This is a genomic window from Acanthopleuribacter pedis, from assembly GCF_017377855.1.
GTDB classification, from domain to species: Bacteria; Acidobacteriota; Holophagae; order Acanthopleuribacterales; family Acanthopleuribacteraceae; genus Acanthopleuribacter; species Acanthopleuribacter pedis.
Genome location: NZ_JAFREP010000005.1, coordinates 289023 through 303863 on the forward strand (window position 1 = coordinate 289023; position 14841 = coordinate 303863).

At 56.4% G+C, this 14841-nt stretch carries 8 protein-coding genes; 1 reads left to right on the forward strand and 7 read right to left on the reverse strand.

Translation table 11 applies throughout. The features are described 5' to 3' along the window. The first annotated feature begins 86 nt into the window (after positions 1-86). Entirely contained in the window at positions 87-1235 is a 1149-nt protein-coding gene (locus tag J3U88_RS07845; protein ID WP_207858083.1) for an anhydro-N-acetylmuramic acid kinase, read from the forward strand. 1 nt (position 1236) lies between these two features. Here J3U88_RS07845 and J3U88_RS07850 read toward each other — a convergent pair whose 3' ends face one another. The 7 genes from J3U88_RS07850 to J3U88_RS07880 form a co-directional block, all read right to left on the reverse strand. Continuing rightward, positions 1237-1650 carry a very short patch repair endonuclease gene (locus J3U88_RS07850; RefSeq protein WP_207858085.1) on the reverse strand — a complete coding sequence of 138 codons (414 nt, stop codon included), beginning with the start codon at positions 1648-1650 and terminating at the stop codon, positions 1237-1239. Between the two features lie 47 nt (positions 1651-1697). Then, positions 1698-2165: a Dps family protein gene (locus tag J3U88_RS07855; RefSeq protein ID WP_207858086.1), complete on the reverse strand. Its 468-nt coding sequence runs from the start codon at positions 2163-2165 to the stop codon at positions 1698-1700. Between the two features lie 113 nt (positions 2166-2278). After that, entirely contained in the window at positions 2279-3157 is an 879-nt protein-coding gene (locus J3U88_RS07860; protein WP_207858088.1) for a hypothetical protein, read from the reverse strand. Next, on the reverse strand, positions 3144-5816 hold the full coding sequence (locus J3U88_RS07865) for a hypothetical protein (RefSeq protein WP_207858090.1): 2673 nt from the start codon (positions 5814-5816) through the stop codon (positions 3144-3146). Before J3U88_RS07865 ends, J3U88_RS07860 begins: the two co-directional genes overlap by 14 nt. 156 nt (positions 5817-5972) lie before the next feature. Then, the gene (locus J3U88_RS07870; protein ID WP_207858093.1) at positions 5973-8498 is read right to left on the reverse strand and encodes a prolyl oligopeptidase family serine peptidase; all 2526 of its coding nucleotides are present in this window, start codon (positions 8496-8498) and stop codon (positions 5973-5975) included. Between the two features lie 250 nt (positions 8499-8748). After that, positions 8749-12933, reverse strand: a complete 4185-nt coding sequence (locus tag J3U88_RS07875) for a protein kinase domain-containing protein (protein ID WP_207858095.1) — start codon at positions 12931-12933, stop codon at positions 8749-8751. 225 nt (positions 12934-13158) lie between these two features. Then, on the reverse strand, positions 13159-14658 hold the full coding sequence (locus tag J3U88_RS07880) for a transposase (protein ID WP_207858097.1): 1500 nt from the start codon (positions 14656-14658) through the stop codon (positions 13159-13161). Between the last annotated feature and the right edge of the window lie 183 nt (positions 14659-14841).

Consider the following 14841-nt stretch of genomic DNA (forward strand, 5'->3'; position numbering starts at 1 on the left):
CCCCGTCATCCGAGAAAACGATACCCTACCGCACTTCGCCCAATGCGGCCCGCGTTTGACCCGGCGATGGGCGTTGGGAGGATGCGATGAGTGAACTGTACGTTGGTATCATGTCGGGAACCTCGCTCGACGGCCTGGATTTGGCCTTGGTTCGCATTGAAAACCCTTTTTCCATGGAACTGCTGGCCTTCGAGAATGTGGCCTTCCCCGAGGGCCAACGCGCCGAGTACTTCGATGTGATCCAAAGCGCCTATTGGGAGCCCGCCAAAATTTTGGCAATGAACCACGTGCTCGGCGAAAACATCGCGGAGGCCGTTCACAGCTTTTTGCGCAACCAACGGGTCGCCCCCCAACGGGTGACTGCCATCGGGTTACACGGGATTACCTTTTGGCATTGTCCCGAGGGGTTTGAGGTCCATGGTGGTGTCGGTCGGGGAACCCTCCAACTCGGTGATCCTTTTACCGTGGCCGCGCACACCGGCATTCGCGTCGCTTTTGATTTTCGGCAAACCGATATCGCGCTCGGCGGGCAAGGCGCGCCTCTGGTTCCGTTCCTCGATGAGAAGCTGTTTCACGATCCCGAGTTGGGGCGCATTGTGCTCAACTTGGGCGGCATTGCCAACCTCACTTTTTTACCGCCCGGCGAGGCGGAAATCATCGCCTTTGATACCGGCCCGGCCAACATGGTGATTGATCATTTGATGCAACGGCATCCCACGGATCCGTTGCCCTACGATCCCGACGGTGACTTTGCCGCGCGCGGCAAGGTGCTGGAAGATTTGCTGGAAATCTGCTTGGCACACCCGTTTTTCAGCACGACCCCGCCGAAATCGACCGGCCGCGAGGATTTTGGTCCCTCCTTTTGTCGCCATTTCCTGCGCACCAAAAATTTGGCTTGTTACGAGGACCTGATCGCGACCGCCACCATGTTGACCGTGGTGACCATTGCCGACGCGGTGCGTGGTTACCGGCATCAACAGTTTGGTTACACTGATTTTAAAGAACTCATTGTTTCCGGCGGCGGTGCGCACAACCTTACCCTCATGAAATGGTTGCAGGAGCAACTGCCCGAATTGACCGTGAAAACCACCGATGAACTTGGTTTGAACTGTGACGCGAAGGAAGCCGTGCTCATGGCGGCACTGGCCTGGGCCTTGGTCCACAAGCAGCCGGGCAACTTTCCTTCGGTGTCGGGCGCCTCACGGCGCGCCGTTCTGGGGGCGATTACGCCCTGAGTTATACTTTGAGTTGCGCCGTGATTTCGGCAATCACCCGCTCGAAATCGCGTTTAATCTCGTGTTCCCAAAAACGCAAAACGCGCCAGTTGTCGGCGCGCGGGGTTTCGGTGACTTCCACGTCGCGAACCATGTTTTTGTCGATTTTGGCCTGCCAGAATTCGCGGTTGGTTTTGGGGATGTTCTTGCACCTCGGGCAGCCGTGCCAAAAACAGCCGTCGACAAAAACCACGATCCGTCTACCCACAAAAACCAGATCCGGTCGGCCGATCAGTTTGACCTTGAGCCGATAACGAAAGCCTTTTTGCCACAAGGCCTTGCGAAGCACAATCTCGGGTTTGGTGTTTTTGTTTTTGACGCGTTTCATACAGCGGCGACGCTGTTGTTCCGACAAATTATCCATGGGTTTATCCAAAAAAGGCCCTCCATAGGAGGGCCTTTAATCAGTATGGGGCGCGGTGCTTAGCCGAGCATGCTGCGCAGCATCCAGGCGGTTTTCTCGTGCAATTGCAGGCGCTGGGTGATGAGGTCGGCGCTGGCCTCGTCGCCTGCTTCCTCCGCGGCCGGGAAAATTTCACGGGCCGTGCGGATAACCGTTTCGTGACCTTCCAACAGCGAGGCGATCATTTCTTCCGCGTTGGGCACGCCGTCGGCTTCTTTCACGGAACTCAACTTGGTGAATTGATGGTAAGAGCCGGGTGCAAAAACACCCAAGGCGCGGATGCGCTCGGCGATCTGATCCACCGCGGGCGCCATTTCCAGGTAGTGTTCCTCAAACATGGTGTGCAAGGTATTGAACATGGGACCGGTGACGTTCCAGTGAAAGTTATGCGTTTTAAGATAAAGCGTGTAGGTGTCCGCCAGCAAGCGGCTTAAGCCGTCGGCAATTTTTTCGCGCTGACCCTTTTCAATGCCGATATGTAATTCCATTAAAAATGCTCCTTTTGGTTCGCCTCATTGGGCGGTTGGTTCTTAGGACGCTCGTTGGTAAGTACCATAACCCGGCAGTAACGAAATCCAGGTTTTGTCGTGGAAAAAAACGGTTAATGGTCCTGGCATTCCTTGAGTAGCGGGTCGTTGTTGCTGCGCACAAAGCCGAATGAGGCCGCACGGCGCACGTAATGACAGGCATCGTCGCGTTTGTCCTGGGCTAAGAGAATGCGCGCGTGGTCGAGCAGATCGTCGGGGTTGTGGCGTTGCTCCAGCAGGTGCAGCGAGCTTTTCTCAGCCGCCGCGAATAGGCCGTGTTCGTAGAAACGGTCGCGCCAGGCGACGATTTCCTGGACGTTGTCGCTCGTTTCGGTTGGGTTGCCGAAGAGATCCGTAAGCTCTTTTAAAAAAAGCGCTTTGGCATCGGGGTGCGCCGTTAACCGCGCCATTAAATCCCCGGCGCGGCTGAGGTCGTCGACGAAATAAACCGAGGCCCACAGGCGGAAGAAATCGTAGGCCCGTGGTTCGGCGTGCGCCAAACCGAGGTGATCGGCCAAGTTCTTGGGGAGTTGTTCCCATTGATCCGGCCGCGGGGTGGTGGCATCGTCGAGGACTTGCAGCGAGGCCACATCGAACCGGCGCCGGCGGTAATGGTCCCTGTGGATGGTAAAAACCCAGAGTTCTCGCGCGCCGAGGTCGGCCGCGGTTTGGAGCTTCGAGGCAAGGGACAGGGGGGCCGTAATCGAGAGGCCCACTTGATTCAAATGCGCGCGCAATTGGTGGATATCAATCACGCGATTCGGTTCGGTCAAGCTATGGCTCATGGCGAGAAAGCAGGCGATGCCCTCGAACGGGTCGATGTCGCCCGCCTCAATCGTGGGTGGCCAAACCAGAAGCGGCTCAGGGGATTGGTCGGGTGTGGCGGCTTGGCTTGGCAGGGCGGAGAACAGGCACCAGCAAAGGCTCCAGCAGAGGCGATTAATCCAGGTCATCTTGATAACTCGCAACAAAAACAAAATCGCCCCACCGGTCGCTAACCAGGGCGTGGGGTCGGTGGTGGTCAAAGCGAACCAGGGTGCGGTAGCTCAACTGCCGACCCGAAACCGTAATGGCGGCCAGCGTTTTCCGGCTCGGGAGCGCCAGCCAATACTGGTTGCGCAGAGGAACCGCTTTCATGGCACCGGCCACCCCGTCAATGGGGAGTTGGTCTTCCAAGCGCAGCGTTTCCGATTCCAAGCCGATTAGGTGAATCACGCTGGACTGGTCCGAGGTGTCCACCGCCGTGACCGCGTGGGCCCCGTCGCGCGTGGGCAGCAGGTGACCGCGGCGCAGGGTTTCGGGCGCGTCGTCGGCGCGTCGGTTTTGATCCAGCAGGATCCATTCTAGGTTCTGGTTGACCTTGCGGTCGAGGTGGAAGCGCACCAGCTCGTCGCTGGGCTTGCGTAACAGCAAGAGGCTGTTGTGTTTATCGTCAAAAAATAATGCCGAAACCCGTGTCTTGCTCTGTTTCTCAGCCGGGACATCGATAAAACGCAGCAAGTTCAGAACATCGTGTTCGCGTCGGTAGGTCAGCGCGCCCAGGGCCGTACCGTTGCGACGTACCCGTCCTTGAACCCCCAGGAACAGCCGGGTTCCGCCTGGGTCCCAGGCCGCGCAGTGGCCCTCGCGGACGCCCTCGGGGAAATCCGCAACCAGGACCGGCTCCAAGTCGTCCATGCGGACCAGCATCATTTTCGGCCGATTCCTGTCGCGACCCTGTTGCTCAAACACCAGCGCGAATTGTTCGTCGGGGGTCAGTGAGAGTTGCGAGGGATGAAACGGGGTTTGGACTATCGGGTGTTGGGCCAGGTTGCGACTGCGGTGGCGTTGCAGGTTGTGCCCGTTGAAGTGGTATTCCGAGAGCAGCCCGCGTTCGGCGTCCGTCAGCAGCAAGCAGGCGCGTTGATTGGCAAAGGCCATGCCGGTGATGGGGTGGTTGGCCGCGATTTCACCGCGCAGGCTGAGACCCATTGGGTTGTGGGCGAACACCTGAATCGTGGGGGAGCCGGGCACATCACGGGGGGGCGGTAAGGCCGGAATTTCATGGCGGGCCGCCTGGGCCAACAAAGCTTCCTTGGGTGTGTTCGCCGCCCAGTGCCGGGTCAGGCGGCTGAGGGTGTCCCGCAAGGTGTCGGCGCGTCGGTAGGCGCCTTCCGGCAAGAGGTTGCGCGCTCCAGAGAAGGCAAGACGGTTCTCTTCCCGGCGGATCTGAATCGTGCCTCCCTGTTGGTGGGCTTCCAGGTGTTTCAAGCGTTGGGCGCGTTGTTCCAATTCAACTTGGCGGTCGATGGGTGCCAGGACCATGTCGAATTGGTCCTGTTGCAGGCGCAGTTCGTAACGGCCAAAGCCTTGCAACAGCGGTTCATTGTAACCAAAGGGGGGGAATTGGGCGCGACGCAGGTACCACAGCGTACTGCTCCCAAAGGAGGTCGCGAGAAAGTCCGCCAGCCGCGCTTTTTGCATGAGCAGGAAGGTGGTGTCGTTGAGCCCGAGCCACAGCCAGTCGTCCTTGGCCATGCTCAGGAAACCGCCCTCGTTGCTTACGTAAACCCAGCCCGCTTGCGCCCAACGGGTGCTGAGTCGGGTCGGTGCTTCGCGAAAGCGCAGGCCGCAAAATTGGAGTTGCTCGCTGTTGTCCCTGCCCAGCGCGAATTCGCTCAGTCGGTTTTGGTCGTTCTCATTAAATACATGGCCGCCCGGTAAGGACTGCAAGTCCGGGATTTGGTCGCGCAGATCAATCGGGGCGAGCTCCAGGTTGCCGTAAAAGCAGTCGGCCACCTCGTCACGCAGGTAGTCGCCCGCGATGGCCGCCATCGAAACCTCTTGGTGCTCATAGGTGGTGCGGAAGAGCCAGACGCCCAGCAGGACCCCTAGCAACATCGCGTACAGCCAATAGTGGTGTTCACTTCGCCGTTGGGTTGCGTTTCCACCGAACTGGTAATCGGGTTGTCGTTTGCTGACCGCCAAGCGATCACGCAGTTCGTCCAACTGTTCGTATTTGTCGCCGTAAAAAGCTTCGTCCCGGCGCTGCCGGTAGTAGTGGGTTCCCAGATCTTGCAGGCGTTTTTTTCCGTCCAGGCTGAGTTGTAGCTCTTCTTCTTCGACTTTGCGGATGCCTTTGTCGAGTTTCTCCAGGCGCCGTTCCAGGGGATCGATTTCGGCGCGCAAGCGCTCGAGTTCCGTGTTCTTTTCATTTTCCAGCTTGGCGATATCCGCTTGGAGGCGACCCGATTGTGCTTCCAGTTCGTCCAGTTGCTCGTCGTTAATGCGTTTGTTTTGGGCTTGTTGATCGTGAATGAACCGAATCTTGATGTTGATTTCATCCAAATCGTGGCGCAGTGGGGCTTGCTTCTTTTTGATTCCACCTTCGATTTTGGCGGTTTTGTTGATCAGTTCGGTGTAGTCGATGTGTTGCCGGTCGCGTTCTTCTTTCATGACGCGGTAACGGTCGCCCAACTGGCGTACCAGCAACTCCATGCTGGCGAACTCGCGCGGCATCTTCTGAAAACCCTCGGGGAGGTCGCCGCTCATGAACATCGTCAGGCCGATATCTTGAAGGAGCTCGTCGCGTTGCTCCAGCAACTGTTTCTTTTCATAAAATAAATCGGACACAAAGGCACCGTCTTTTCAGGGGTTTTGGGCTTGTTGTCGGGTTCGTCATGGGTTCGTGGGATAGCTGCATTCTAACAAATGCGAACCCATGGCGGGAAACACAAAGCGGGCCGTGTCCGGCCCGCTTCGCACAAGCGTTCGGTTGTCCGTTTCCCGTTATTTGGGTTCGGGGTAGAGATGGTTCCACCATTGTGGTTCGTCTTTGAGATCCTTGTCGAACCAAGCCGTCATGGTGCTCCACCACAGCATGCGGTTTTCCCAGCCGAGGATGTGGTGGTTCTCGCCGGCAAACTCAATGAGTTCGGTTTCTTTGTCCAGCAGTTTTAGCGCCGAGTACATCACGTGGGACTGCGAAGGCGGTACGTTGGTGTCGCTGTCCCCGGTGACCAGCAGCAGTGGGGTGGTCACCTTGTCGGCCGCGTAGACCGGGCTCTGTTCCGTGTAGAGTTCGCGGTTGTTCCAGGGGAAGGAGCCGCGACCGGCGACGCCGTTGTACAGGTAACCCCACCAGCCGTAACCCCAGTATTCGGTGAGGTTACTGATGCCGGCGTGGGAAATTGCCGTGCGGTACATGTCGGTGCGCGTGGTCAGGTACATCGTCATAAAGCCGCCGTAGGAGGCGCCGATGATGCCGACCCGCTCGGGATCGACAAAGTCGTGGGCCGCCAAGAACGCTTTGCTCGAGGCGATGATGTCGTCGGCGGTGCGTTTACCCCAGGCGTTGAGGTGACGTGCGGAAAATTCTTGGCCGTAACCAACCGTGCCCGAGGGTTGCAGTACGTAAACCACGTAACCTTGCGAAGCCCAGTAGTTTTTGGGGTAACGGCCGCCGAAGGCGCGGGTCACCGGGACCACGCCGCCGTAGTAGTACACGATCAGCGGATACTTTTTGCCCGACGCGAAGTTATTGGGCAGGTAGATGCGCCCGTCGATTTCGGTACCGTCCTCGGTTTGAAAGTCCCAATCGCGGACCTCGCCGAATTGGATACCGCGGTAGTCACGGCCGGCGGGATCCCAATAAATAGCCGGCTTGCGACCATCGAGCCCGCCGACAAACACCTGTTCCTGGGTTTGGATTGCGGTGGCGGACCAGACCACGACCGGTTTGCTTTGGTCGCTCACGGCGAGGTTGTCGACGTTGTCGGCCAGGTTTTCGAGGGGTTTGATCGTGTTGCCGCCGTCCACGTAAAACAGCTCAACGCGATCCTGTTGGTAGGCGGAAAAAACAATTTGGCCGCGGGCGTTGACCGCGACCGAGTTCACCGCGGGATCGAAATCCTTGGTGAGCGGCTGGACCTTTTGATCGCTGGGATTCATTAGGAACAGTTGGGTATCGTAGTCGTTGGCGGCTTCTTGGTCCGTACCAATGTTGCGACCGATGCCGTCGAAGGCGTTGGGGCCGGCCATGATCAGAACTTGATCGCCGCGCAGCGCCGCGCCGGTCATGGTGCGTTGCCGGGTCAGTTCGGTGGCGGTGCCGTCGCGGGTATCGAGCAGGGTCAGGACCGTCAGGTAATGGGGTGGCTCGGCATGGTCTTGAAGCGTGGTGCTGTAGAGGATGCGGCCTTGGGCGTCGACGTCGAGTAAGTCGGCGGAAACCGCGGCGTCGGTGATAGGCGTGAGCCAGCCGGAATCGGGATCGCACCAAACCAGTTGGTTTTTGCTACGGAAATAAGACCAGCGATCATTGAGACCTTGGTACAGTTTGGCGCCATCGCCGCGTTCTTTTTGGCGGATGGCCGTTTGTAGTAGGAGGCGGTCGCCGACCCAATGGATTTGACCGACCGTATCGGCTTTCTCCAGGACCACCGATTGGCGGCCGCTGTTGACATCCTCGCGGATCAATTGCCCGTTAAAGGTATAAGCGATTTGTTTGCTATCGGCTTTCCAGGCCAGGTTGGCGGGTTGGTCGCCGTGCCAGATGCGTTTCACCAGACCCGAACCCAGACTGCGAATTTCGAGGACCGATTCCCAGTTTTTGCCGTCATCGCTACGGCCGCGTTGGCCGAGGATGACGTAGCGGCCGTCGGGTGAGAGGGCCAGGCTTTGGATTTTGTTTGAGCCGTAAAGCAGTTCGCCGTTGAGGCGGCGTTTGGGTTGGGTGTGGACGGCGACCGACGCGGCAAATTCGCCGCTGATTTTGAGGTTGGCGAGGGGGGTGGCCGATTCGCCCGCGTGCAGCAGCAGGAAGGCTTGGTAGCTTTGGTTTTGCAGGTGGGTTTTGCCGCGCTGCTCGGGGCTGCCGGAGAGGGCGACTTTGTTGCGGCCCAAGCGCAACTGGGCGGAACCGTCCCAGGTGAAACCAACCGTGGTTTCGGTAAAGCGGACGGGGTCGAGGTTAAAGGCGACCAGCACGGCTTGGCCGGGTTCAGCGGAGACGGACCCGCTGTTTTTCTGGGACCAGGTCATTTGGGTGCCCGCGACCGTCATGCTGTCTTTGGCGCGGACGAAGGGGCCGTCGCTCAGTTTTTGGAACAGGTTGTCTTTGAGCCAGTCGGCTTGTTTTTGGTCTTTAAAAGTGTCGTTAAAGGGACCCAAGACGAGGACGGTGTCGACGGTTTTCTCGGGCGTTGCCGATGCGTCGTCTTGCGAAAGCAGGGGAAAAGCGGATCCAACCAGAAGCAGAACGAGGATGGTCAGACGGGTCAAGGGTGCTTGGCGACGTGGGAGCGTGGCCGGCATAGGTGCCTCCTATAAAGTTCCGCGCGGGCAAAATTCGGCTCACCAACCTGGATGCGCGGATTCATATCATTGCAAAAATCGACGGAGCGAGGAAAAAGGGTGTTATCCTAAACGGCCTATTCTAACCTAACTCCCGGCATTTGAGGGCGCTTCGTTGGCGACGAGGGCCGGATTGTCGCACCTCGGTGCATCGGGAAGAATCCTCGCGGCTTAGGGTTGCCTCTTTGGTTTTATTTCGCGCCGGCGGCGCTTACCGGGCACTTAGCGCTGGGAAGCAGTTAACTTCCGGGAACTCGGTCGAATCCAGGCCGCGCAAAATGGGGATGGCTTGGTCATATTGGTAGGACACCAGGTGCAAGTAGCCGCGTAGCATGGCTGCTTCCGTGTTGGGGTTGTCTTCCAGTAAGTAGAAGGCTTCTTGGAAGGCGCCGGTTTCTACCAAATCCCAGGCGACGACCACGCGCCAATCGTCCAGCGCCAACTTTTCTTGTTTGAGTTTGGCCAAATCTTTTTTGAAACCCTGCCAGTCGCCGCTGAGAAACGACAGGCGCAGTAAGGCGATGCGAGCCGTCAAGCTTTTGGTGGCGGCGACTTCTTCCAGGTGGTTTTTGATCTTGCGGGTGAGGTTCCGGCTCAACCCGAACCCGCCCCCGGTGCCCGCGACCCAGCCGTTGCGTACAAAGACGTCTTTCAGCGCGAATTTGCGGCGTTGCTTCGCCTCCTGTTGGTACCATTCCGCGGCTTGTTTGGTGTTGTCGGCCTGCACCGCGGCGTAGGCCGCGAAGAGCAGGTGGCCGCGCGGCACATTGATGTCGCTCAGCGCTTTGCGGTAGCGGGCCACGGCTTGTTTGGGTTGACCTTTTAACAACTGTTGTTTGGCCAGCGCGGCTTGAACCGTTGCTTGGCCGGGAAACTTTTTTTCGGCCTTGGTCAGCACCGCGGTAAATGACTCGGGTGGCACACGGGTCGCGCCCTGGCTCAAATAATCAACGAGCTGGTGCTCAGAAACCTGACTGTCATCCAGTAATTGGGGAAGCATCTCGCCGTAGGTCTGAACGGAGGGCGGCGTTTCCGGGACGGGGGTTAGCAGGCAATCGGTCAGAAAAGCTTCCTGCTGGTCGAGGTAGGTGATTTTGGCGCGCGAGTGGCGGGTGATGAACCGTTGCAAGGCGGGGCAGTCCTCCTCACTGAGTTGGTTGCCCTCAAAGCTCAAGACTTTGATGCGCAAGGGCATCTTTTTCGGTAAATCGGTGAATTGGTTTTGGTCGAGGTAGAGGGTGTCCAGCGCGGGCGGGAGTTCTGGTAGCTCGGCAAGGCTTTCCTTGCGGGCGTCGAGTTCGGTGAGTGCCGACATGGCGGCCAAACCGGTTAAGTCCCGAATCGCGCCCTTGCCCGGTGTTTTGATTTTGGTAACCACCATGGCTTCTTTTTGGGAGAAACGGCCGTCGCCGTTGCCGTCGTGGGCCGCGATGAGGTACGCCAAAAAGGCAGTGTCGGGAATGGCTACCGCTTGCTCGTTGGCGCAATCCAAATGGGTGCCGCGCTGATCACTGTAGGTGAATGCCACGATGTGCTGCTCGTATGCCCAAATGGTTTCGCAGTTGGCGGTGGTGAGTTGGTTACCTTGTATGTCGAGGGTCTTAAGCGCGGGGCCCACCGCGGGCAGCGTTTCCAAATCGTTGAATTTCAAAACCGCCACGCGCAATTCGGGAAGGGACGATAAATCGGGTGGTTGGTTGAGTCGCACGTCTGAGGCAAACAAACGTTTGAGTTTGGTGGGGAAGGCCGGCCAAGCCTCCAGCGGGTTGAGGGAACAAATGAGAACTTCTAAATTTCGTAAAGGTCCGATATTCAACTGTTTGAATCGGTTGTCGGAGAGCCTCAACTGCTTTAGGGTTTGTAATTGGCTGATGGGTAAATCCGACAGTTGATTACCCGTACAAATCAGTACTTGCAGGCGGGGCGGCAGCTCATTCAACGCTTTGAGTTTTTGGTAGGAGACGTCGAGTTCGGCGAGATTGCGGAAGGCGGCCAGGCCGGTTAAGTCACTGACCGAACCGCGTTTTTTGGGTTTGCCGCCTAGGTTGAGGGTGGTTACCCTTAGCGCTTCCTGTTGCGAAACGGCGCCGTCCCCGTCTTGGTCCGCGGCCTGAAGCAGGGCTTGTTTGAGGGCATGATCGGGGATTTCAATGGTGGTGACCGGCGGATTGTTGCAATCGACGGTGTTGCCTTGGGCCTGCGGGTTGTACTGGAGTGTGCCCGCGAAGTTTTTTAAATCTGGACAGTTGTCCTCTCCCAGCAGATTCTCGCGCAGGTCGAGCCTTTGCAATGACGGCGGCAGGATGGGAAACACGGTCAACCCGTTGCCGGCTAAAACCAACTGTTGCAAGCCGGGGAGTTCGGAAAAGTCGAGCGTGCCGCTGAGCTGGTTGTTCGCAAGGCTGAGTTCGGTTAAGGTGGCGGGCAGTTTGGGCAGGTTGTCGAGGTTCAAGTCATCCAGCGTTATTTGCGAGAGGTTGGGCAGCAAACTCAAGTCGTCAAAGGAGACAATGCCGCTGTCCGCGGGCATGGTTAAGTGGGTGATTCGGTTTATTTCTTCCTCGTTCAACACCCCGTTTTTATCCGCGTCGAAGGCCTTCGTCAGCAGGTTGCCCATGGCGGCGTCTTGAAAGGTGACGGCCGGCGCCGGCGGTGGTTCGGGTTGCGCCGGTTCGCTTTTCGGCAGCAGCAAAGCACCGGCGACAAGCAGCGCGGCAACCGTCAGACCGACGGCAAGCGGCCATTTGGATGTTTTTGTCGCGGCTTTTTCGGTTTTGGAAGGTTCTGTTGTGGATGAGGGGCTTGGCTCGCTTGTTTGGTCCTGCTCCGTTTTTTGATCGCGCAACTTGAGGGTCGGCGCTTCGTCGAGGGCTCGTTTTTGATCGCGTACTTTGACGGTAGGGGTTTCGTTGGCCGAAGACAGGGTGTTGGCCGGCGTCTCCTCTCCGGTAGCGGCCGGGGTTTCCGTCGCGACCGGGGGAGCCCCGCGATTAGGCGTCAAAGCTTCCGGTTCCTCGCTGTAAGCCGCCAAGGCTTCGGTTTCTTCTCGAGGTGTTTGGCCGGGCTGGGCCGGCGATTCTCCGTCGGACTTTTGGCCTTGACTGTTGTTCGATTGGATTTGCGGGGCCGCGTCCCCGTGGGGCGGTGCTTCACTCAGAATGCTGGGGTCGAAGGGGGTGAACAGGTCGTCTTCGGCTCGGTCCGCTGCTTGGCTTCCGGCAGGTGTTCCTTCGGCTGTATCGGTTGGCGTGTTCGGCGTCTCTTTTGCGACTTCTTCGGGTTCCGACGCCTGGACCGACGCATCGGTTGCCTCGAGGTTGTCTTGCATTTCAGACGGCGACGCCTTTTTGGCGCTCGCGGTCGGCTCTGGCGGCGATTGGGCCTCGTCGCTTGTACCCTTTGGCGCGTGCTCGGCTTCCTTTGGCGCGGCCTCGCCCTTAATTTGATCGACGATCATCGCCTGCATTTCCTCGTCGAACACCAGAGTTCCGTCCGAGTTTTTCAGGGAAGGCGTGTTTAAACTGGGTTCCGGCTCCTTGGGATAGGAGAAACCTTTGTCGAAACCATCCATCCCGCAAATCTCACCAAGTGCCTTTAGGAAAACGGGAATGTCGTTAAAGCGATGGTTGGGGTTTTTTTGTAACGCCTGACGGATCACCGCTTTCCAGAATTTCTGGACTTCCGGGTCGCTGTGCGGTGTGATTTTCGGGGGTTCGTTGATAATTTTTGCATCAATGCGACCGGGTGGGCGAACCACAAACGGCAGGCGCCCGCTCAAAATCTGGTGGGCCAAAATGGCGAGCGAGAAAACATCAGAGGGCGGCACCAGGTAACCCATCAAAAGCTGTTCCGGCGAGGCGTAGCTTAATTCAAACAAATCCGTTTGGTCGGTCGACACGTGATTTTTGAGAAAGGTGCGGGCGAGATCGAAAGGAAAGAGGGTGACCTCGTCCGTGTCGGTCACATAAATATTCTCGGGGCTGACCGCTGTGGAAAGGCCCGATTCACGAAGCGCCGCCAAAGCCGAGCCGATCTTTTCGATAACCTCAAGTGTTGGAACCTTGGCTTCCAAACCTTTGTCACCCAGACGTTTGGTTAACGGAGAGCCGATGATTTGCTGCCACAAAAAAAGCGGACCCTGTTCGGTAAACCAGCCCCCCATGCAGCGGGCGACGGCAGGGTGTTCCAATGCCTGTATTTTTCGCAAAACCTCCTCGAAGCGTGGTTTTAAGCGCTCAAAGGTTTCACCGTCGAGGGGTTTGATCCCAATCGTAGAAACCGTGCGAATTTGGCCTTTGAATTCGCCCGCGGTTTCGAAGATCTTGGCGATGCCGTGTTTACCCAAAGGTTGTAGGTTTTTAAGATCTTCAATAAGATCAGATAATTTCGGTTCCATAAGGTCACCGTATAAGGACTAGAGGTGCCGAAAATCCTAACATCATGTTGTCTTTAATTAAAGGGCATGGAATCTAATTTTTGAAAATGAAAAAAATCCAAAAAATCAAACCTTTGTAGATTTTGATTGTGTGCTTACGGTTTCGTTTTGATGGGGCTTTATCCGGCTGGGAAATAGGGCGCCGGCAAGCTAGACCTTAGCCGAAAAGGTATCTGCTCAGCTTTCCTAGAGGCGGCAAGCTCTTAAAAAGTTAAAAGCGAGAATTTTCTCCGTGATTTCAGCCTTTACACTGTCCAAACCACAGCGAACCATCTGTCCCAGGTTTACCAATTTTTTCAGTTGAAACACCAATGATTCCACCGATGACCGATCTCTTCTTGCACTTTTGTATCCTTTGCTCTCCCAGTCTTCGATTGGCGTGATAGCTTTCCCTTTGCTGCTGGAAATACTTACCTTAGCTACCCCTTTGCGCAAGAGTGCGTCTCTCCCTTTTGCGCTTGCGTAGCAACCAACAGCACTGATCAGCTGAGGAGTGACGCCGGTTCTTTTTATGGCACCCTCGCAAAGCGGCAGGAATTGAGATGCGTCATTTGCGTTACCCTTTGGGACTAAATAGTTGCAAACAAATCCTTTTCCTGTTCGCGCAAGCTGAACTCGGTAACCAATAACTGGTTCCCTTCCGCCTTTTTCGATGTAGGCTGCATCAGGATCAGCCAAACTAAGTGGGCGGTTTCCTGACGAGGGCGGCTCGTCTTCGAGAACGCGACGAATGCAAGCCAAAATCAAAGCATCGAGATCTTCAATGTCTTTTTCCAGCCACTGAATTAGCCGCTCTAGTTTCGCTAAGAGGCTTGGTTTTATCGACTTCTTTTCAGCTTCTTTCTTTATGCGCTTTAACTCTTCGCTCATGTCTTGGCTGGTATACTCGGCAAGGTCAATGACTTCCTGGTAAAGCGCTTTGCGGTGTTCTTTTGCGCCTTTCCGGCCCTGGGTGTTTGAGATCTCAAAATCCAGTTTTTTCAGGTCACTAAGCGTTTCCTCAATACCGGAAACAGCCATGTTCCCAACGCCAAACTGGTTTAGTTTTTGACCACGTCGCCAGATTCGCTCGATGAAGCCGAAAATGAGGGCTGAATCCTTGGGCCATGCAGTATGAGCGTTAACCGCTGTCGAATCAACGATTTGTTGCCGAAAATCATCTTTATCTTCATTAAGGATTAACTTCAGCTGTGCGTCAAGAATGGCGTCGCGCGTAGCTTGACTGATCGCATTGGTGTTATCGATGATGGTGCTGAGGCCCGGCATTTTTACGCCGGCCTCCGCCAATAAAAGCTGAATGCTCGTTGATTCCATGAATAAGTTGCGTGCATCAAGACCTTTAACGCCACCAGCGAAACCGCGGACAGCAAGAAAGTAATAGCAAACTTCGGGCGCCATACGGGGCCGGCCGATCTTCAATTCTAGGCTTTGAGTGGAAGGTTGCTCAGATTGCGCATGAGCTCCTGGAAGTATGCCGGCGGCTTGATGCTCCCATTGTTTGTCAGCAATCCTCAATTTCTTCTTTTTGAGTGCATGCGCGTCAAGGTCAGCACGGATAAGCTCAAGAATGCCAGGGTAGTGCAAAAGAAGCTTCCTTGCTTCTTCAAGATAACGAGCAAGCGGCGTTCGTGGCGCAACAACACACAAATATTCGGCTGGAGGGATGAGATAGTCTTGCCGTTCCATAATGCCCCCATTATAGGCAAAATAGAAAAAAGAAATAGCCTTGAATTTGATATATGAGTGATATGGCTGTTGTTTTTGTCTCCTAAGCCCTTTTCGGCGAAGGTCAAGCTATCCAGTGAAACCTGAAGCCAAAGAATTTTTATGGATGCAACAGGCACAAAAAAAGAGGCACCGATAAGGTGC